We start from the raw sequence: 19,237 nt of genomic DNA, 5'->3' as shown, positions 1-19,237 counted from the left end.
TCGAGAATCAGCGAAGCCTAGGTTGATTCTCCTCCAGAGCGCAAGGCGTAGCGGTGACAGAGGTTTTGCCGAACATCTGAACCAGCGTGCGGATCAGCCAGCAGGCGAGGATGAACGGCGCGGTCAGCGTCGGCAGGCCGATGGCAGCAAACATCGGGGTCAACAACAGCGCTGAGGCAATGCCGACCGCCGGTAGCCACGGTTGCTGGCGCTGCGAGCTGAAGGCGAGGGCGGCGAGTATCGCGTTATATCCGCCGAGGCCGATCAGCGCGGTGTAGAAGTCGTGATGCAACAGGCTCCAGCCCATGCCCGCAACAGACGCCAACATGGCCCAGCAAAAGGCGCGGCGATCCGCGATCAGCAAACCCGCGGCAATCATCGCACCGGCCAGCGGATGTCCGAGAAACATCACCTGGCCGAAACCTTTCAGTGGGGCGGCGAGCATGTTCAGCGTGTTGATTTCGATCAGGTGCGCTGTTGCAGAGGGAGGAGTGGCAAAGCACAGCAGCAACCAGCCCATCCCCACGAAAGGCGCGGTGTAGGCAGGCAGGTAGTGGCTGAGCCGGACGCGTTTTAGCCACTGTTGAGTGATCATCGCGCTCAGGCCACCGGCGGCGAGGATCAGCAGCGGAAGCATCGCGGACCAGGGGAAATACAGGCTCAGCAGCAAGCCGAGCAGCACGCCGTTGTAACTGAAGAGCCCGGCCTGGCGATCGGCCTTGGCGTAATTGCGCCGTTGCGCGGTGAGCAAACCGGCGACGCCGCCCAGCAGCGCACCTCCGAGCAAGGCTGGCGCGGTAAACAGAATGGCCAACAGGCACAGCAGCCCGAACAGCGGATGACGCTGGAGGAAGATCTGGCTGAAACCGTTGAACAGGGCAGTCGCCCAATCGGGGCAATGGGTGTTGAAGTGGTTGGCAGGCATTATGGGGTCTAAGGGCAGAGGGAAGTCCAAGGTCTTGCATTGCCTGTGTGGCGAGGGAGCTTGCTCCCGCTGGGCTGCAAAGCAGCCCCAAAATCGGCGAATGCGGTCGTTCTGGTGGAACCGTCATGCCGAAGCGACGACTGCTTCGCAGCCGAGCGGGAGCAAGCTCCCTCGCCACAGAGGTGATTTTTTAAATCAATGTTTCTATTCGTAGAGAGTTAGTCGACCCCGGCTGCCCGAAAGGCACACCCGCCGTGATCAATAACGTATCGCCGCGCTTGGCCATCCCTTGCGCCTGTGCAATCTCCAGCGCCGTCGAACACACCTCGTCAACCTGCCGCAACCGATCATTGACCACCGAGTGCACCCCCCACGCCACCGTCAACCGGCGCGCGGTCTGAAGGTTCGGCGTCAGGTTCAGGATCGGCACCGTCGGCCGTTCCCGCGCCGCTCGCAGGCTCGATGTCCCGGACTCGCTGTAATTCACCAGCACCGCCACTGGCAGCACGTTACTGATGCGGCGTATCGCGCAGCTGATCGCATCGGAAACGGTCGCCTCGGCTTTCGGCCGGCTCACATCCAGTTGCGTTTGGTAATCCGGGCCGTTTTCCACTTGGCGAATGATCTTGCTCATCATCTGCACGGCTTCCATCGGGTACTCGCCGGAGGCGGTTTCCGCTGACAGCATCACGGCATCCGCACCTTCGGCCACGGCGTTGGCAACATCGGTTACCTCGGCACGAGTCGGCGCTGGAGAGAAGCGCATCGACTCCAGCATCTGCGTCGCCACCACCACCGGTTTACCGAGCTCGCGGCAAAGGCTGATGATGTTTTTCTGAATCTGCGGCACGCTCTCGGCCGGCACTTCGACGCCAAGGTCGCCACGCGCGACCATGATTGCGTCGCTCAATTCGGCGATTTCCCGCAGCTGGGTCACCGCCGAAGGCTTCTCGATCTTGGCCATCAGGAAGGCTTTGTCGCCGATCAGTTCACGGGCCTCGCGAATGTCTTCCGGGCGTTGCACGAACGACAGCGCCACCCAGTCCACGCCCAACTCCAGGCCGAAGCTCAAGTCGCGACGATCCTTGGCAGTCAGCGGGCTCAGCTCCAGCACCGCTTGCGGCACGTTCACGCCTTTGCGGTCGGACAGTTCGCCGCCATTGAGCACCGTGGTGTCGATGGCATCGGAATACTTGGTGACCACGCGCAGACGCAACTTGCCGTCGTCCAGCAGCAGGTCCATGCCCGGCTCCAGCGCGGCGATGATTTCCGGGTGGGGCAGGTTGACGCGACGTTGATCGCCCGGCGTCGGGTCCAGGTCCAGGCGCAACGCCTGTCCGCGATGCAGCTGCACCTTGCCCTCAGCGAATTTGCCGACCCGCAGTTTCGGTCCTTGCAGGTCCATCAGGATCCCGAGCGGATAATTCAGCTGGCGCTCGACTTCACGAATCCATTGATAACGCTGGGCGTGGTCGGCGTGATCGCCGTGGCTGAAGTTCAGGCGGAAGATGTTGACCCCGGCCCGCACCAGTTCACGGATGTCTTCGAGCCCATCGGTGGCCGGGCCGAGGGTGGCGAGGATTTTGACTTTTTTGTCAGGCGTCATGTTTAGGGCTCTCGAGAATCAGAATGGCGCGGAAGTCGTTGACGTTGGTACGGGTTGGCTCGGTGACGATCAATGCGTCCAGCGCCTCGAAATAGCCGTAGCCATTGTTGTTATCGAGTTCATCGCTGGCGCTCAGGCCAAGGGCGGCGGCGCGGGCGTAGCTGTCCGGGGTCATGATTGCGCCGGCGTTGTCTTCGGAGCCGTCGATGCCGTCGGTGTCACCGGCCAGGGCATACACGCCGGGCAGGCCTTTGAGGCTGTCGGTCAGGCTCAGCAAGAATTCGGCGTTGCGCCCGCCGCGACCATTACCGCGCACGGTGACGGTGGTTTCACCGCCCGAGAGGATCACGCACGGCGCCGCCAGCGGTTGGCCATGCAAGACCACTTGCCGCGCGATGCCGGCGTGAACCTTGGCCACTTCCCGGGATTCGCCTTCCAGATCGCCGAGAATCAGCGGGCTGAAACCGGCTTGCCGCGCTTTCACCGCCGCCGCTTCCAGCGACTGCTGCGGGCGGGCGATCAACTGGAAGTGGCTGCGTGCGAGGCACGGATCGCCGGGTTTGACGGTTTCCGATTCCGGGCTTTGCAGCCAGTTGCGCATGGACACCGGCACTTCAATGCCATAGCGCTTGAGGATCGCCAGGGCTTCAGCCGAAGTGCTCGGATCGGCCACGGTGGGGCCGGAAGCGATGACCGTAGCGAGGTCGCCCGGTACATCGGAAATCGCATAGGTATAAACAGTCGCCGGCCAGCAGGCCTTGCCGAGACGGCCGCCCTTGATCGCCGAGAGGTGCTTGCGCACGCAATTCATCTCGCCGATGGTTGCGCCGGATTTGAGCAGGGCTTTGTTGATCGACTGCTTGTCGGCCAAGGTGATGCCGGCGGCCGGAAGGGCCAGCAACGCGGAACCGCCGCCCGAGAGCAGAAAGATGACGCGGTCGTCTTCAGTCAGGTCGCTGACCAGTTCCAGTACCCGTTGGGCGACGGCCAGGCCCGCCGCATCCGGTACCGGGTGAGCGGCTTCGACGACTTCGATTTTTTCGCACGGGGCACCGTGGCCGTAGCGGGTGACCACCAGACCCGACACTTCACCCTGCCAGCAGCGCTCGACCACCTGGGCCATGGCGGCTGCGGCCTTGCCGGCGCCGATGACGATCACGCGGCCGCTGCGATCAGCGGGCAAATGGGCTTCGAGGACTTGCTGCGGATGGGCCGCGTCAATGGCTGTGGCAAACAGCTCGCGCAGGAATTGTTGCGGATCGACCGACATGGCGGGCTCCCGGAATTCTTGTTATTGGAGGGCGGAGCAACCTTGTGGGAGCCAGCCTGCTGGCGATTCAGGCGCCGCGGTCTATCAGACACACCGCGTTGATTTCATCGCCAGCAGGCTGGCTCCCACAGGTTCAGGCAAGGCTTACTGCTTATCGCGAATCGAGAAATTCGCCATGTGCTCCAGCCCTTTGATCAGCGCCGAGTGGTCCCAGTTGCTGCCGCCGATGGCCGCGCAGGTGCTGAACACTTGCTGGGTGTTGGCGGTGTTCGGCAGGTTGATGTTCAGTTCCTTGGCGCCTTGCAGGGCCAGGTTCAGGTCCTTCTGGTGCAGGCTGATGCGGAAGCCTGGATCGAAGGTGCCCTTGATCATGCGCTCGCCGTGCACTTCGAGGATCTTCGACGAAGCGAAACCGCCCATCAGCGCCTCACGCACCTTGGCGGGATCGGCACCGTTTTTCGAGGCGAACAACAGCGCTTCGGCCACGGCCTGGATGTTCAGCGCGACGATGATCTGGTTCGCCACTTTCGCGGTTTGACCGTCGCCGTTACCGCCCACCAGCGTGATGTTCTTGCCCATGGCCTGGAACAGCGGCAGCGCGCGTTCGAAGGCATCGGCATCGCCGCCGACCATGATGCTCAGGGTCGCGGCCTTGGCACCGACTTCACCGCCGGACACCGGGGCGTCGAGGTACTGCGCGCCTTTTTCGTTGATCCTGGCGGCGAACGCTTTGGTGGCGGTCGGCGAGATCGAGCTCATGTCGATGACGATTTTGCCCTTGCCCACGCCGGCTGCAATGCCGTCGGCACGGAACAGCACGTCATCGACCTGCGGGGTGTCCGGAACCATGACGATGATGAATTCGGCTTCCTGGGCGACTTCTTTCGGGTTCGCCAGGGCAACGGCGCCAGCAGCGATCAGATCGGCCGGGGCCGCGTCGTGGTGCGCCGACAGGAACAGGCTGTGACCGGCTTTCTGCAGGTTCAACGCCATTGGGTGGCCCATGATGCCGGTGCCGATAAATCCGATTTTAGCCATGAGAAATTCCTCTTGTTTTTGTCTTGCTCAATTATTTGTACGACACACCCTGTGGCAAGGGAGCTTGCTCCCGCTGGGTCGCGAAGCGGCCCCAATCAGCCACCGAGGTGTATCAGGCAAAACCGGTTTGCAGTGTTTACGACTGCTGCGCAGCCGAGCGGGAGCAAGCTCCCTCGCCACAATGATTTTGCTTAAACTTCAGATCGCGTTATGGGTTTTCAACCAGCCCAGACCCGCTTCCGTGGTGGTCAGCGGCTTGTATTCACAGCCAACCCACCCCTGATACCCAATGCGGTCCAGGTGTTCGAACAGGAAGCGGTAGTTGATCTCACCGGTGCCCGGTTCGTTGCGCCCCGGGTTGTCGGCCAACTGGATATGGTTGATCTCGCCCAGGTGCGCGGCCATGGTCCGGGCCAGGTCACCCTCCATGATTTGCATGTGGTAGATGTCGTATTGCAGGAACAGATTGGCGCTGCCCACCTGCTCGCGAATCGAAAGAGCTTGCGCCGTGTTGTTCAGGTAGAAGCCCGGGATGTCGCGGGTGTTGATCGCTTCCATCACCAGCTTGATGCCCACCGCTTGCAGCTTGTCGGCGGCGTACTTGAGGTTGGCGACGAAGGTGTTTTCCACGGTGGCATCGTCCACGCCTTGTGGGCGGATACCGGCCAGGCAATTGACCTGGGTGTTGCCCAGCACTTGCGCGTAGGCGATTGCCAGATCGACACCGGCGCGGAACTCTTCGACCCGATCCGGCAGGCACGCGATACCGCGCTCGCCCTTGGCCCAGTCACCGGCCGGCAGGTTGAACAGCACCTGGGTCAGGCCATTGGCGTCGAGCTTGGCCTTGATGTCGGCCGAGCTGAAATCGTAAGGGAACAGGTACTCGACACCACTGAAACCGGCCTTGGCGGCCGCTTCGAAACGGGCAAGAAAATCCTGCTCAGTGAACAGCATGGACAGGTTGGCGGCGAAACGCGGCATGGTGGTCTCCTGTAAAAATAGTGACCTGTAGCAGCTGCCGAGGTACGAGGCTGCGTCGGGCTGCGAAGCGGCCCCTGACGGCGGTCCTGCGGACGCGCAACGCAGCCTCGTGCCTCGACAGCTGCTACAGGTTTCAGGTCATCTTAATCAAGCAACGAAATCGCCGTTGGCGCATCGTTGCCGACCAGCGCCAGGTCTTCGAACTCGTTGACGGCGTTGATCTCGGTACCCATGGAAATGTTGGTCACGCGCTCCAGAATAATCTCGACGATGACCGGCACCTTGAACTCTTCGATCAGTTCCTGGGCCTTGCGCAGGGCAGGCTGGATCTGGGCCGGTTCGAACACACGCAGCGCCTTGCAACCGAGGCCTTCGGCGACGGCGACGTGATCGACACCGTAACCGTTGAGTTCCGGAGCGTTCAGGTTATCGAAGGACAGCTGCACGCAGTAGTCCATGTCGAAACCGCGCTGAGCCTGACGAATCAGCCCCAGGTACGAATTGTTAACCACAACGTGGATGTACGGCAGCTTGAACTGCGCGCCCACCGCCAACTCTTCGATCATGAACTGGAAGTCATAGTCGCCCGACAGTGCCACGACCTTGCGGCTCGGGTCGGCCTTGACCACGCCCAATGCTGCCGGAATGGTCCAGCCCAGCGGGCCGGCCTGACCGCAGTTGATCCAGTGACGCGGTTTGTAGACGTGCAGGAACTGCGCGCCGGCAATCTGCGACAGACCGATGGTGCTGACGTAGCAGGTGTCTTTGCCGAACACTTGGTTCATCTCTTCGTAAACACGCTGCGGCTTGACCGGCACGTTGTCGAAGTGGGTCTTGCGCTGCAGGCTGGCCTTGCGCTGCTGGCAGTCTTGCAGCCAGGCACTGCGGTTTTTCAGCTTGCCGGCGGCTTGCCATTCGCGAGCGACTTCGATGAACACGGTCAGCGCAGCTGCAGCGTCGGACACGATGCCCAGGTCCGGGTTGAACACGCGGCCGATTTGCGTCGGCTCGATGTCGACGTGAATGAACTTGCGGCCTTCGGTGTACACGTCGATCGAACCGGTGTGACGGTTGGCCCAACGGTTGCCCACGCCCAGCACCACGTCGGATTTCAACAGGGTGGCGTTACCGTAACGGTGCGATGTTTGCAGGCCGACCATGCCGACCATCAACGGGTGATCGTCCGGGATCGTGCCCCAGCCCATCAGGGTCGGGATCACGGGAATACCGGTCAACTCGGCGAATTCCACCAGCAATTCGCTGGCGTCGGCATTGATGATGCCGCCACCGGCAACCAGCAATGGGCGTTCGGCCTGATCGAGCATGGCCAGGGCCTTCTCGATTTGCACACGGTTAGCGGTCGGATTGGCCAGTGGCAGGGGTTCGTAGGCGTCGATGTCGAATTCGATTTCAGCCATCTGCACGTCGAACGGCAGGTCGATCAGCACCGGGCCTGGGCGGCCGGAGCGCATTTCGTAGAAGGCTTTCTGGAACGCGTAAGGCACCTGGCCCGGTTCCATGACGGTGGTTGCCCACTTGGTGACTGGCTTGACGATGGTGGTGATGTCCACCGCCTGGAAGTCTTCCTTGTGCATACGGGCGCGGGGTGCTTGCCCGGTGATGCACAGGATTGGAATCGAGTCGGCCGAGGCGCTGTAGAGCCCGGTGACCATGTCGGTACCGGCCGGGCCGGAAGTGCCGATGCATACGCCGATGTTGCCGGCCTTGGTGCGGGTGTAGCCCTCGGCCATGTGCGAGGCGCCTTCAACGTGGCGAGCGAGGACGTGATCGATGCCACCGACCTTTTGCAGGGCCGAGTACAGCGGGTTGATCGCGGCGCCCGGGATGCCAAAAGCGGTATCAACCCCTTCACGGCGCATCACCAGAACGGCGGCTTCGATTGCTCTCATTTTGCTCATGGTTTTGTGCCTCTTACGTTTTGTAATTGTATACAAGTGGCTTTGCGCCGAGTGTATTCACGCCGGACGCTGCAGGTCAATCCATTTTCTCAAGCGACCGTTTCATTCGTCGGAAGCCCTTCAAGCTGTGGCTTTTCGTCGCATGTGGCGCTTTTCGATAATTATTGTATACAAAAAAATAATTCATTGTGTTCTATTTGTTGCATCGGGCTGCGGCACAAACGCGCAGTCCAACAGCTTTCCCTATAACAAAATGAGGACGGCACCATGAGCGCTTTAACCTTGAAAGTGGCAGTCAACCTGACCAGTCAGGCCATCACCGCCGCGCGCGCAATTTCCGCGGCCCCGTTGACCATCGCCGTGCTGGACGCCGGCGGGCACCTGGTCACCCTGCAGCGCGAAGATGGCGCGAGCCTGCTTCGCCCACAAATCGCCATCGGCAAAGCCTGGGGTGCCATCGCCCTGGGCAAAGGCTCACGCCTGCTGGCGCTGGATGCGCAACAACGACCGGCGTTTATTGCCGCACTTAACAGCCTGGGGCAGGGCAGCGTCGTGCCGGCACCGGGTGGTGTGTTGATTCGGGATCAGGAAGGGAACGTGCTGGGGGCGGTGGGGATCAGCGGGGATATTTCTGATGTGGACGAGCAGTGTGCAATCAATGCGATCGAGGCGTTGGGGTTGGTGGCGGATGCTGGGGTTGTTGCTTGATTTGTGGTGAATGAATGGCCGCACCCACAGAAGGCAGATGGCGCCCACAAAATATGTGAACGCCTCGAATCCCTGTGGGAGCGGGCTTGCCCGCGATGACTGCCTACCAGACACATCCAGCTAAAAGTCTGCCGCAGTACTTGGCAATCACAGGTCTAGTCTTCTCATGAATTTTCATCATGAGAGTGGCAAAGGAATGCCTGACTTCCCTGCTTCACATCGCCTGCGAACCGGTCGCTATGCCGAACCCAATCGGATCTATTTGCTGACCACTAACACACTTGATCGCAAGCCGATTTTTACTGATTTCGCTTTGGGCAGATTGGTTGTTCATCAGTTTCGACTGGCACACCAATTAAGGTTGGTGAATTCGCTGGCATGGGTCGTTATGCCTGACCACTTTCACTGGTTGGTCGAACTGGAAAAATGTTCTCTTAGCAATTTGATGCGTCAAACCAAGTCTTTGAGTACTCGAGAGGTAAACCGGTCGAGCAAAAGGACAGGTGCACTCTGGCAGCAGGGATACCACGACCGGGCATTAAGGCGAGAAGAGGATTTGGTGAAGTTGGCGCGCTATGTTGTGGCCAATCCTTTGCGAGCAGGAGTTGTAGAGCGACTTGGCGACTATCCGCTTTGGGATGCAGTATGGCTTTAATATTTGGAATTGAGTCGCCACCAATCGCGGGCAAGCCCGCTCCCACAGGTTTTGGTGGATGAACGCAAAATCAGGTGAACACCTCAATAATTGTGGGAGCGGGCTTGCCCGCGATTGGGGTTCACCCAGTCTCTCAATCCGGCTCACACCCCTTAAGCACCAACCGGATAATCGTCTGCGCCGCCGCTTCGTAATCCTCTTCATCCAGCTTGGCCTTGCCGGTAATCGCGGTGATCTGCCAGTCGAAATCCGCGTAGGTCTGGGTCGCGGCCCAGATGCTGAACATCAGGTGGTTGGGGTCGATGGCGGCGATCTGGCCGCGGTCGATCCAGGTCTGGATGCAGTCGATATTGTGCTTGGCCTGGCCGTTAAGCTGTTCGACCAGGTCAGGGCTCAAGTGGGGAGCACCGTGCATGATTTCGCTGGCGAACACTTTCGAGGCAAAGGGCAAGTCGCGGGAGATGCGGATCTTTGAGCGGATGTAGCCGCTGAGCACTTCGCTGGGCACGCCGTCGGCGTTGAACGGCGTCGAGGCCTGCAGGATCGGCTCGATAATGCTTTCCAGGACCTCGCGGTAGAGGTTTTCCTTGGATTTGAAGTAGTAATAGACGTTCGGCTTGGGCAATCCCGCCTTGGCGGCGATGTCGCTGGTTTTGGTCGCAGCGAAGCCCTTGTCGGCAAATTCTTCACTGGCGGCACGCAGGATCAGTTCTTTGTTGCGCTCGCGGATTGTGCTCATAAACCAGGTGGTTCCTTGCCTGTTCTGGCGGTTGCGCATGGTAGCACCGGCCTCGCGCGCCGCTCAAGAAAGCCCCGCGCCGCAGCGGGCCGAGCTATGCTGCCCAGCATTCATTTCAGAAGGACACCCGATTCATGGCTGGAAGCAGTTTGCTGGTGCTGATCGACGACATCGCTGCCGTACTCGACGATGTGGCGTTGATGACCAAAATGGCCGCGAAGAAGACCGCCGGCGTCCTCGGCGACGACCTGGCGCTCAATGCCCAGCAGGTCAGCGGGGTGCGCGCCGAGCGGGAAATCCCGGTGGTGTGGGCGGTGGCCAAGGGCTCGTTCCGCAACAAACTGATATTGGTACCGTCGGCATTGGCCATCAGCGCGTTCATCCCGTGGCTGGTGACACCGTTGTTGATGATTGGCGGTGCCTACCTGTGTTTCGAGGGTTTTGAAAAGCTCGCGCATAAATTTCTGCACAGCAAGGATGAAGAACAGGCCGAGCATGCAGAGCTGGTCGAGGCCGTGGCCGATCCGGCCGTCGACCTGGTGGCTTTCGAACAGGACAAGATCAAGGGCGCTGTGCGCACTGACTTTATTCTCTCGGCAGAAATCATCGCCATTACCTTGGGAACGGTGGCGGGTGCCTCGCTAACCCAGCAAGTGATTGTGCTGTCGGGTATCGCTATCGTCATGACTGTCGGCGTCTATGGCCTGGTCGCCGGCATCGTCAAACTCGATGACCTCGGCCTGTGGCTGACGCAAAAGCCGGGTCAGATGGCGAGAAGCATCGGGGGCGGCATTTTGCGTGCGGCGCCGTACATGATGAAAAGCCTGTCGGTGATCGGCACGGCGGCGATGTTCCTGGTGGGCGGCGGTATTCTCACCCATGGCGTGCCGGTGGTTCATCACTGGATTGAAAGCGTCAGCGTAGGGGCGGGCGGTGCCGGGTTTGTCGTGCCGACGCTGCTGAATGCGGTGGCGGGGATTGTGGCGGGGGCGGTGGTATTGGCGGTGGTGATGGTTGCCGGAAAAATATGGCGTGCAGCGAAAAGTTGATGCCTGGGCGGGTATAAAAAAAGGCCATTCGATTCGCATCGAATGGCCTTTTTTGTGGCCGATGGATTACTCGGCGATCTGCAACTTGCGCGACTCGGTGTACACGTAACGCACTTTCTCGTACTCGAACGGCGAGTTCAGCTGGCCGTAGCGGAAACTGGTCTGGTAGCGCTTGTCGATACCGCGCAGGACCCAGATTTCCGGGTGGTTTTCGCTGACCTGGGCGACGTTCAGGAAGTTGATTGCCGATTCTGCGGTGAAATCGACCGCCAGGCCGCCGGTGTCACGCAGGTTGGATGGCCCAAGGATTGGCAGCACGAAGTAGGCGCCGCCCGGTACGCCGTAGAAGCCCAGTGTCTGGCCGAAGTCTTCGTTCTGGCGCGGCAGGCCCATGGCGGTGGCCGGGTCCCAAAGGCCAGCAATGCCGATGGTGGTGTTGAGCAGCAGCCGTCCGGTGATTTCCATTGAACGCTGGCCTTTGAACTGCAACAGGCTGTTCAACAGGTTAGGCACGTCGCCGAGGTTGTTGAAGAAGTTGCTGACGCCGGTGCGCAGGAAGCTGGGCGTGATGTAGCGATAGCCATCGACCACGGGCAGGAACACCCATTGGTCGAAACGGTAGTTGAAGTGATAAACCCGGCGATTCCACTCTTCCAGCGGATCATAGACCGCCAGTGCGCTGAGCGTTGAACGCTCGAATTCACGCTGATCCAGCCCCGGGTTGATTTTCAGTTTGCTCAGCGGTTCCTTGAAGCCGTCACTGTCGATGACGACCGGTGCGTTGGCCTTGCTGTTGTCGGCATTGGCGACGCCTGCGCAGAGGAGCGCTGCGATAAACAGGAGATATTTAGCCACGGAAGAACTCCAGCATGGCGTCGCTGTTGACGCGATAGTTAAGGTTGCCGCAATGGCCGCCCAGTGGATAAAGGGTCAAGCGGTCGCCAAACGTCTTGCGCAGGAAGCCGAGATCACCCGGGCCGAGGATCACGTCGTCGGCATTGTGCATGACGGCGATTTTCGGGCTGTCATGCAGGTAATCCTTCAGCGCATACAAGCTCACCTGGTCGATGAGTTGCAGCAGGCTGCCGCCGTCGGTGCGGGCGCGCCACATCGGGATGACCTGCTCGGTGATGTAGCAATCGAAGTCGCATTGCAGCGCACGCTTGAGGAATGGCGTGAGGCTGGTGCCTTCAGTGATCGGGTATTTCGGCGGGGTGATCAGGCCTCGACGGTTGATCAAGTCAGAGGTGAAAGCAATGTCGGCGGCCGAGAAGCGGAACGAGGTGCCGATCAGCATCGCCATCTGCTCGTTGGTCAGGTGTTGCTTGGACTGCTGGAAGTCATAGAGCAGGGCATCGTTGAGGTCGATGTAGCCTTTTTGCTGGAAGTAGCGGGTCAGCTTGTTCAGTACCAGCTCATAGAAGGTGGTGCTGTTGTTGATGCCCTTGACCTCGGTCTGGACCAGCTTGTCCAGGTTGGTGATCGAGGTGTAGAGGTTGACCGGCGGGTTGAGCAGCAGGACTTTCTTGAAGTTGAAGCTGCGGCGGGTTTCGTCAAGGTGCGCCACGAAGGCTGCGTCCAGCGCGCCCAGGCTGTAACCGGTCAGGTAGTAATCGGTGACGGCGACCCCCGGGTTTTGTGCCCGTACGGCCTGCATCACCCGGTACATGTCTTCGGCGTCTTCCTTGGTGATACCGGGGGTGGCAAAGCGTGAGGCGGCGCTGATGAAGTCGAAGCTGGTGGGCGACGACAGTTGCACCACGTGATAACCGGCCTTGTAGTAGAGCTTCTTGAGGTACTCGTTGAGGCTGCTGTCATAGCGTGCGCCGGTGCCGGCAATCAGGAAGATCAGCGGCGCGGCCTTGTCTTGCGTGGCGATGCGGTAGGTGAGCTTCTTGACCGGCCAGAAGTTGTCCGGCAGCTCGAAGGCGCGCTCCGGGCGCAGGGTCATGCTGCGTGTCTGTTGATTGATGTCATCGTCCAGTGGCAGCTCCGGACGCAAGTCCGGCGGTGTCGTGGCGATGGTCGCCTCGAACGGATTGGTCAAGGGGTAGCCATAACTGGCGGCGTCGATATCGACCGCCAGTGCGGACGCACTCAAAATAAGGCCGCCAAACAGGGCGGCGAAGCGCAAGGAACGGAGCATGACTAGATCCCTTAGAGAAGGTGCCGAATGAAGTTCGCAGGCTATGACCACTGGATTTGCGCCAAAGTGCCATGCAACGGCACCAATCAGGCTGAATTCTGAGTAATAGTAGCTGGACGATACACTTTGCAGTGATTGGCTGACCAGTTAAGTGTTGTTAGCGCTTGATTAAGGCTGCCGTCGGATTAAGCTGGCCGCCGTTTTTCGCTAATTGGAGTGCTTCATGTCCCGCCGCCTGCCCGTGATTCTGCTGCTCGTTTTGCTGCCTTTATGGCTGGCTGCCAGTTATGGCGCACGTTATGGCTTCATGGAGGATGCGCAATGGGTCGGCCTCTGCGTGGATGAAGCCAGTCGCTGGGAATGCCAGGTGCGTTCTAACCTGGGGTTAATGATTCACTTCGGTGTGTTGGGTTGGGCGGCACTGGCCGCTGCCGTGATCGGCTTTGTGCTGCCGGGGCGGGCAGGGTGGTGGTTGGCGGTGCTGGCGCTGGTGTTCGGGTTTCCGGCGCTGGCGTTGTACAACACGACGTTGGCGGTGTTTGCGGTGGTGATTGCCGGGTTGCGTCTGGTTCGGGCGTCTCGTAGCGCCTGATAGTCAGTCATCGCGAGCAGGCTCACTCCCACACTGGATCTTCACTGAACACTGACTCTGTGTACGGCGCAGATCAACTGTGGGAGCGAGCCTGCTCGCGATGAGGCCGCCCGCCTCACTGAAGATCAGCCCTGACGAACCCGCAAACTGCGCCACAACGCAGCCACCATCAGCACACTCACCAGCGCCCAGCCCCAGGCCTGCTGGTTTTGCAAACCTTCACGAAACAGCTGCGGCGCAATGCCGGCGCCGATGATGAAGGTCAGCAGGGCGATTTCCCGGCGCGGCACGCTCACCGGGCGGCACAGGTAAACCAGCGCCGGCAGAATGAACGCGACAGTCGGGAAGCTGCGATAGCGCGGATCGAACACGAGTTCCAGCATCATCACCGCCGCCGCAAACCCCGCTGCCGCGAGTAACCAACCCGCTCGACGTTCCAGCGCGTTGAATGCCCGTCCACGCCACCCGGTACGCGCACTCAGCGTCAGGGTCGCATGTGCCAGCACCAGCACATTCAGCGCCGTGAGCAGGGCGACCCACAACCATTCACTGGCGAATCGAGTAGTGACCCGTGCCAGATCGCCCCACGCACCAATCGAACAAGCGGCCAACGCGCCCAGCAAGGGCAGAACCAACGCCGCACGCGTGCTGCGAACACGACCGCCAAGAACCAGCGTGCCGAGGAAAATCAAACTGCCCAGCGCCAGCCATTGCGACCAGTACGGCACGTTCGAAACGGGCCCGGCCAACACGCCCTTGTCCTGACGATCCGCGTCGAACAGGCCCCAGTAACCACCGACCGCGCCTTCGCTGGCGCGTTTCCACGGTTGGTCAAAGGCTTCGATGAGGTTGTAGTGCCAACCCTGTTGCTCGGCCATGGTGACAAAACCACGAATGAACTTGGCTTCATTGACCCGGCTGGGCAGGGCGGTCTCGCGCTGACGGCCTTCGCTCGGCCAGCCGGTCTCACCGATCAATACGTCCTTGGGGGCGAACTTGTTGCCAAACACCTGGCGTACTTCGGCCACATGCTGCAGGGCCGCGTCGATGTTCGAGGGTTCGTCTTCCCAGTACGGCAGCAAATGGATGGTCAGGAAGTCCACGGCTGGCGCAACTTCCGGGTGCTTGAGCCAGAATTCCCAGACGTCGGCATACGTGACAGGCTGCTTGACCTGGCTTTTGACCTTGTTGATCAACTTGGCCAATTGCGCGCCGGTGACTTCCTTGCGCAGCAAGGTTTCATTGCCGACGATCACGGATGTCACCACGTCCGGGTTGGCGTTGGCCGAGGCGATCAGCAGGTCGACTTCCTTGGCAGTGTCCACCGGGTTGCTGTTGACCCAGGCACCGATCATCAGCTTCAGCCCATGCTTGCGCGCCAGGTCCGGCAGGGCTTCGAGCCCGGTCATCGAGTAGGTGCGGATGCATTCGAAACGGGTGGCCAGCAACGCGAGGTCGGCGTCCATGCGCTCCGGGCGCAATTTGAAGGGCTGATCGAACGGCGACTGGTCTTTGTCGAACGGCGTATAGGAAGCGCATTGCAGCTTGTGCGTCGCACTGGCCACATCAGCCAGGATCACCGGTTTGCCGAGGCCATACCAAAAGCCACCGAGGGCAAACAGCCCTAACAGGCAGGCGAATACATAGGCAAAAAAGGGAAAGCGTGATGTCGCGGACATGGTCAGGCCGTGTGGGAGCAAAGCCGCGCATGTTACCTGCATTTGCCGCGTACTTGGTGGCCTGCATTTTTTTGACATGCAAAGTTCGGGCGGATCGGCCCGGGTGCTTTACCTGCTGAGGATTAATGGCGTTCTGATGTCGTTTCTCGATGCCTTGAGGTCGCTGACAGCACAGGTCGCAGGCGGCGCGAGGTTGATTATCAGGGCGTCAGTACTCCGCTGATGATTAGACGAGTTTGCGGTGGGCGTGATGGGGGCGCTGTGCACCATAACAATACGTTGACGCGACTCGGCACCCGTCGAGCGCAGCACTTTCGGGGAAGTAACGATGAAGATGCGACGACTTTTAGGCGCAGGTGCCGCTCTGGTGCTTGCGATTGGCTCCACGATGGCCAATGCCGAGAGCAAGACCCTGAGCATCGGTTACGTTGACGGTTGGTCCGACAGCGTCGCGACCACGCATGTGGCCGCCGAAGTGATCAAGCAGAAGCTGGGTTATGACGTGAAGCTGCAAGCCGTCGCGACCGGGATCATGTGGCAAGGTGTGGCCACCGGCAAACTCGACGCCATGTTGTCCGCCTGGTTGCCTGTGACTCACGGCGAATACTGGGCCAAGAACAAGGACCAGGTCGTCGATTACGGCCCGAACTTCAAAGACGCGAAAATCGGCTTGATCGTGCCTGAGTACGTCAAGGCCAAGACCCTTGATGATCTGAAAACCGACGACAGCTTCAAGAAACGCATTGTTGGCATCGACGCCGGTTCAGGCGTCATGCTCAAAACCGAGCAGGCGATCAAGGACTACGACCTGACCGGCTATCAACTCAAGGCCAGTTCCGGCGCCGGCATGATTGCCGAGCTGACCCGTGCCGAGAAGAAAAACGAATCCATTGCCGTCACCGGTTGGGTGCCGCACTGGATGTTCGCCAAGTGGAAACTGCGCTTCCTGGACGACCCGAAAGGCGTTTATGGCGCGGCTGAAACCGTGAACAGCATCGGCAGCAAAGAACTGGCAACCAAGGCACCGGAAGTGGCCAAGTTCCTGAAGAACTTCCAGTGGGCGTCGAAAGATGAAATCGGCGAAGTCATGCTGGCGATTCAAGATGGCGCCAAGCCTGAAGCGGCGGCGAAGGATTGGGTGGCAAAACACCCTGAGCGCGTTGCAGACTGGACCAAATGATTTGAGCTGACGCGTCTGGTCAGCACCTTTCAAGGCCGCTTGGCGTAACTGCCAAGCGGCCTTTTGCTTTTCCATGTAGGAGCGAGTCTGCTCGCGATGGACTTGAACGAAAGCGCGTACTGTCTGAAAAAATGCGCTGCCTTTTGGTTTTTCGCGAGCAAGCTCGCTCCTGCAAAATGGCAATTCTGTCATGTCGTTCTAATACTAAGGTCGTCTGGAACCTGCCCCGCAGCCGCATAGAGTGGTTAACGTTCTAACAATAATCTGTGCTGCGAGGATAAAAACAATGAACGACAGCATTTACCTCTCGATTCAAAATAGCCCGCGCTTCAAGGAGCTGGTTAGCAAGAGGGAACGATTCGCCTGGATTCTGTCGGCGATCATGCTTGGGCTTTACTCCGGATTCATCCTTTTGATTGCCTACGGGCCGCATGTACTGGGGGCAAAAATCGGCCCTGAGTCATCGATTACCTGGGGGATACCGATTGGTGTCGGGCTGATTCTCTCGGCCTTTGTCCTGACCGCAATCTACGTACGACGCGCCAATGGCGAATTCGACGACCTGAACAATGCGATTCTCAAGGAGGCTCAGCAATGATCCGGCGTCTAATGGCTCTATTGAGCATCGCAGCCTTTGCACCGGGTGCCTGGGCGGCTGAAGCCCTGACGGGCGAAGTGCACAAACAACCTCTTAACGTTTCCGCGATCCTGATGTTTGTGGCGTTTGTCGGTTTGACCCTGTGCATCACTTACTGGGCCTCCAAGCGCAACAATTCTGCGGCCGACTACTATGCGGCGGGCGGCAAGATCACCGGTTTCCAGAACGGTCTGGCGATTGCCGGTGACTACATGTCGGCGGCGTCCTTCCTGGGTATTTCCGCGCTGGTTTTCACCTCCGGATACGACGGCCTGATCTATTCGATCGGCTTCCTGGTGGGCTGGCCGATCATTCTGTTCCTGATCGCCGAGCGCCTGCGTAACCTGGGCAAATACACCTTTGCCGACGTGGCGTCCTACCGCCTCGGGCAAACCCAGATCCGCACGCTGTCCGCGTGCGGTTCGCTGGTGGTGGTGGCGTTCTACCTGATCGCGCAAATGGTGGGCGCCGGCAAGCTGATCCAGCTGCTGTTCGGTCTCGACTACTACGTCGCGGTGATTCTGGTCGGTATCCTGATGTGCCTGTACGTGCTGTTCGGCGGCATGCTGGCGACCACCTGGGTTCAGATCATCAAGGCCGTGCTGTTGCTGTCCGGTGCCTCGTTCATGGCGCTGATGGTGATGAAGCACGTCAACTTTGACTTCAACGTGCTGTTTTCCGAGGCGATCAAGGTTCACCCTAAAGGTGAAGCGATCATGAGCCCGGGCGGTCTGGTCAAGGATCCGATTTCGGCATTCTCCCTGGGCCTGGCCCTGATGTTCGGTACCGCTGGCCTGCCACACATTCTGATGCGCTTCTTCACCGTGAGTGACGCGAAAGAAGCTCGCAAGAGCGTGCTGTACGCAACGGGCTTCATTGGCTACTTCTACATCCTGACGTTCATCATCGGTTTCGGCGCGATCCTGCTGGTCAGCACCAACCCGGCGTTCAAGGATGCGGCTGGCGCGTTGTTGGGCGGTAACAACATGGCGGCGGTGCACCTGGCCAACGCGGTGGGTGGCAGTATCTTCCTGGGCTTTATCTCTGCGGTAGCGTTCGCGACCATCCTGGCCGTTGTGGCTGGCTTGACCCTGGCTGGTGCGACGGCGGTGTCTCACGACCTGTACGCCAGCGTGATCAAGAAGGGCAAGGCCAACGACAAGGACGAGATCCGTGTCTCGAAAATCACCACCATCGCGCTGGGCGTACTGGCGATTGGTCTGGGTATTCTGTTCGAAAGCCAGAACATTGCGTTCATGGTCGGCCTGGCGTTCTCCATCGCGGCGAGCTGTAACTTCCCGGTGCTGTTGCTTTCCATGTACTGGAAGAAGCTGACCACCCGTGGTGCGATGATTGGCGGCTGGATGGGGCTGATCAGTGCTGTTGGCTTGATGGTGCTTGGGCCGACCATCTGGGTGCAGATCATGCATCACGAGAAGGCTATCTTCCCGTATGAGTACCCGGCGTTGTTCTCGATGGCGATTGCCTTTGTCGGGATCTGGTTCTTCTCGATTACTGACAAGTCGACAGCGGCTGACAATGAGCGGGCGTTGTTCTTCCCGCAGTTTGTTCGTTCTCAGACGGGGTTGGGGTCGAGTGGGGCGGTTTCGCACTAAGGGTTTGGTTGTGTAAGTTGTGTTGATATAGGAAATGCCCCGGTCGAGAGATCGGGGCATTTTTTTTGGATGGAGTGTGTGTACATATCCGTTTCTGCGGTAACGGCTACTTAGGGTTTCGCCCTTACGGCGAGTCCCTTTTTCAAACGCCAAAAAGGAACCAAAAGGCTCTTGCCCCACCACTTGGTGCCTCGCTTAGGCTCGGCATGCCCTCACTCCGGCATTGCTCCGTGGGTCGCCGCGATGGGCCATCCCTGGCCCAGCGCGGCTAAACCGGCGTCCTGCCGGTTTCCCCACGGAGCAACGCCTGCGTTCGGCCATCGTGGTTTAACGGGGCGCCTAAATCAAAAACAAAGCGAGGCGGCCTTAAAGCCGACCTGATTTTTCTGGTTCGCGCACTTCCCCCCTGTGGGAGCCAGCCTGCTGGCGATGGACGTCAACGATAACGCACCCTTTCTGGATGATCGTGGTGTCTGTGCGGCCATCGCCAGCAGGCT

The 19,237-nt window shown here is 59.8% G+C and carries 17 protein-coding genes; 7 read left to right on the top strand and 10 right to left on the bottom strand.

Going from position 1 to position 19,237, the window contains the following annotated elements; translation table 11 throughout:
* Window positions 1–7: 7 nt before the first annotated feature.
* The 6 genes from EJA72_RS23010 to gcl form a co-directional block, all read right to left on the bottom strand.
* Window positions 8–925, bottom strand: coding sequence for an urea transporter (locus tag EJA72_RS23010; RefSeq protein ID WP_157714045.1), 918 nt, complete (start codon window positions 923–925; stop codon window positions 8–10).
* 190 nt (window positions 926–1,115) lie between these two features.
* Window positions 1,116–2,531, bottom strand: a complete 1,416-nt coding sequence (pyk, locus tag EJA72_RS23005) for a pyruvate kinase (RefSeq protein WP_157714043.1) — start codon at window positions 2,529–2,531, stop codon at window positions 1,116–1,118.
* Window positions 2,521–3,801 carry a glycerate kinase gene (locus tag EJA72_RS23000; RefSeq protein WP_157714041.1) on the bottom strand — a complete coding sequence of 427 codons (1,281 nt, stop codon included), beginning with the start codon at window positions 3,799–3,801 and terminating at the stop codon, window positions 2,521–2,523. Before EJA72_RS23000 ends, pyk begins: the two co-directional genes overlap by 11 nt.
* 144 nt (window positions 3,802–3,945) lie before the next feature.
* Window positions 3,946–4,839, bottom strand: a complete 894-nt coding sequence (locus tag EJA72_RS22995; RefSeq protein WP_157714039.1) for a 2-hydroxy-3-oxopropionate reductase — start codon at window positions 4,837–4,839, stop codon at window positions 3,946–3,948.
* A 198-nt stretch (window positions 4,840–5,037) separates the two neighbouring features.
* Window positions 5,038–5,820: a hydroxypyruvate isomerase gene (hyi, locus tag EJA72_RS22990; protein ID WP_157714037.1), complete on the bottom strand. Its 783-nt coding sequence runs from the start codon at window positions 5,818–5,820 to the stop codon at window positions 5,038–5,040.
* Window positions 5,821–5,963: 143 nt separating this feature from the next.
* A complete protein-coding gene (gcl, locus tag EJA72_RS22985; protein ID WP_157714035.1) occupies window positions 5,964–7,739 on the bottom strand; it encodes a glyoxylate carboligase in 1,776 nt (591 codons plus the stop codon).
* Between the two features lie 267 nt (window positions 7,740–8,006).
* Here gcl and EJA72_RS22980 point away from each other — a divergent pair, with 267 nt between their 5' ends.
* Both EJA72_RS22980 and EJA72_RS22975 read left to right on the top strand, forming a co-directional pair.
* On the top strand, window positions 8,007–8,447 hold the full coding sequence (locus EJA72_RS22980) for a heme-binding protein (protein ID WP_157714032.1): 441 nt from the start codon (window positions 8,007–8,009) through the stop codon (window positions 8,445–8,447).
* Window positions 8,448–8,643: 196 nt separating this feature from the next.
* Window positions 8,644–9,102 (top strand): transposase, encoded by a 459-nt coding sequence (locus EJA72_RS22975; RefSeq protein WP_157714246.1) that lies wholly within the window; start codon window positions 8,644–8,646, stop codon window positions 9,100–9,102.
* Between the two features lie 133 nt (window positions 9,103–9,235).
* On the opposite strand, the gene EJA72_RS22970 is transcribed toward EJA72_RS22975, so the two are convergent.
* Window positions 9,236–9,841, bottom strand: a complete 606-nt coding sequence (locus EJA72_RS22970) for a TetR/AcrR family transcriptional regulator (RefSeq protein WP_157714030.1) — start codon at window positions 9,839–9,841, stop codon at window positions 9,236–9,238.
* A 134-nt stretch (window positions 9,842–9,975) separates the two neighbouring features.
* Here EJA72_RS22970 and EJA72_RS22965 point away from each other — a divergent pair, with 134 nt between their 5' ends.
* Window positions 9,976–10,890 carry a DUF808 domain-containing protein gene (locus tag EJA72_RS22965; protein WP_157714028.1) on the top strand — a complete coding sequence of 305 codons (915 nt, stop codon included), beginning with the start codon at window positions 9,976–9,978 and terminating at the stop codon, window positions 10,888–10,890.
* 66 nt (window positions 10,891–10,956) lie between these two features.
* On the opposite strand, the gene EJA72_RS22960 is transcribed toward EJA72_RS22965, so the two are convergent.
* Window positions 10,957–11,745: a VacJ family lipoprotein gene (locus EJA72_RS22960; RefSeq protein ID WP_178129536.1), complete on the bottom strand. Its 789-nt coding sequence runs from the start codon at window positions 11,743–11,745 to the stop codon at window positions 10,957–10,959.
* The gene (locus tag EJA72_RS22955) at window positions 11,738–13,036 is read right to left on the bottom strand and encodes a serine/threonine protein kinase (protein WP_157714026.1); all 1,299 of its coding nucleotides are present in this window, start codon (window positions 13,034–13,036) and stop codon (window positions 11,738–11,740) included. Before EJA72_RS22955 ends, EJA72_RS22960 begins: the two co-directional genes overlap by 8 nt.
* 223 nt (window positions 13,037–13,259) lie before the next feature.
* On the opposite strand from EJA72_RS22955, the gene EJA72_RS22950 reads away from it, so the two are divergent.
* The gene (locus EJA72_RS22950) at window positions 13,260–13,628 is read left to right on the top strand and encodes a hypothetical protein (protein ID WP_157714024.1); all 369 of its coding nucleotides are present in this window, start codon (window positions 13,260–13,262) and stop codon (window positions 13,626–13,628) included.
* A gap of 125 nt (window positions 13,629–13,753) precedes the next feature.
* Here EJA72_RS22950 and EJA72_RS22945 read toward each other — a convergent pair whose 3' ends face one another.
* Window positions 13,754–15,349 (bottom strand): beta (1-6) glucans synthase, encoded by a 1,596-nt coding sequence (locus EJA72_RS22945; protein WP_157714022.1) that lies wholly within the window; start codon window positions 15,347–15,349, stop codon window positions 13,754–13,756.
* A 286-nt stretch (window positions 15,350–15,635) separates the two neighbouring features.
* On the opposite strand from EJA72_RS22945, the gene EJA72_RS22940 reads away from it, so the two are divergent.
* The 3 genes from EJA72_RS22940 (at window position 15,636) to EJA72_RS22930 (ending at window position 18,740) form a co-directional block, all read left to right on the top strand.
* Window positions 15,636–16,487, top strand: a complete 852-nt coding sequence (locus EJA72_RS22940) for a glycine betaine ABC transporter substrate-binding protein (RefSeq protein WP_157714020.1) — start codon at window positions 15,636–15,638, stop codon at window positions 16,485–16,487.
* A gap of 286 nt (window positions 16,488–16,773) precedes the next feature.
* Window positions 16,774–17,085, top strand: coding sequence for a DUF485 domain-containing protein (locus EJA72_RS22935; protein WP_157714018.1), 312 nt, complete (start codon window positions 16,774–16,776; stop codon window positions 17,083–17,085).
* A complete protein-coding gene (locus tag EJA72_RS22930; protein ID WP_157714016.1) occupies window positions 17,082–18,740 on the top strand; it encodes a cation acetate symporter in 1,659 nt (552 codons plus the stop codon). Before EJA72_RS22935 ends, EJA72_RS22930 begins: the two co-directional genes overlap by 4 nt.
* Window positions 18,741–19,237 lie beyond the last annotated feature (497 nt).

Source organism: Pseudomonas sp. PB120, assembly GCF_009761815.1.
In the GTDB taxonomy this organism is placed as follows: Bacteria; Pseudomonadota; Gammaproteobacteria; order Pseudomonadales; family Pseudomonadaceae; genus Aquipseudomonas.
The sequence above is the reverse complement of the archived record's forward strand: the minus strand, read 5'-3'. Positions and strand labels throughout refer to the sequence as shown.

Coding starts and splice junctions, on each gene's coding strand:
- gcl (WP_157714035.1), bottom strand. CDS start 7,739: ATGAGCAAAATGAGAGCAATCGAAGCCGCCGTTCTGGTGATGCGCCGT.
- EJA72_RS22995 (WP_157714039.1), bottom strand. CDS start 4,839: ATGGCTAAAATCGGATTTATCGGCACCGGCATCATGGGCCACCCAATG.
- EJA72_RS22940 (WP_157714020.1), top strand. CDS start 15,636: ATGAAGATGCGACGACTTTTAGGCGCAGGTGCCGCTCTGGTGCTTGCG.
- EJA72_RS22930 (WP_157714016.1), top strand. CDS start 17,082: ATGATCCGGCGTCTAATGGCTCTATTGAGCATCGCAGCCTTTGCACCG.
- EJA72_RS22980 (WP_157714032.1), top strand. CDS start 8,007: ATGAGCGCTTTAACCTTGAAAGTGGCAGTCAACCTGACCAGTCAGGCC.
- pyk (WP_157714043.1), bottom strand. CDS start 2,531: ATGACGCCTGACAAAAAAGTCAAAATCCTCGCCACCCTCGGCCCGGCC.
- EJA72_RS22945 (WP_157714022.1), bottom strand. CDS start 15,349: ATGCAGGTAACATGCGCGGCTTTGCTCCCACACGGCCTGACCATGTCC.
- EJA72_RS22935 (WP_157714018.1), top strand. CDS start 16,774: ATGAACGACAGCATTTACCTCTCGATTCAAAATAGCCCGCGCTTCAAG.
- EJA72_RS22965 (WP_157714028.1), top strand. CDS start 9,976: ATGGCTGGAAGCAGTTTGCTGGTGCTGATCGACGACATCGCTGCCGTA.
- hyi (WP_157714037.1), bottom strand. CDS start 5,820: ATGCCGCGTTTCGCCGCCAACCTGTCCATGCTGTTCACTGAGCAGGAT.
- EJA72_RS23010 (WP_157714045.1), bottom strand. CDS start 925: ATGCCTGCCAACCACTTCAACACCCATTGCCCCGATTGGGCGACTGCC.
- EJA72_RS22955 (WP_157714026.1), bottom strand. CDS start 13,036: ATGCTCCGTTCCTTGCGCTTCGCCGCCCTGTTTGGCGGCCTTATTTTG.
- EJA72_RS22970 (WP_157714030.1), bottom strand. CDS start 9,841: ATGAGCACAATCCGCGAGCGCAACAAAGAACTGATCCTGCGTGCCGCC.
- EJA72_RS23000 (WP_157714041.1), bottom strand. CDS start 3,801: ATGTCGGTCGATCCGCAACAATTCCTGCGCGAGCTGTTTGCCACAGCC.
- EJA72_RS22950 (WP_157714024.1), top strand. CDS start 13,260: ATGTCCCGCCGCCTGCCCGTGATTCTGCTGCTCGTTTTGCTGCCTTTA.
- EJA72_RS22975 (WP_157714246.1), top strand. CDS start 8,644: ATGCCTGACTTCCCTGCTTCACATCGCCTGCGAACCGGTCGCTATGCC.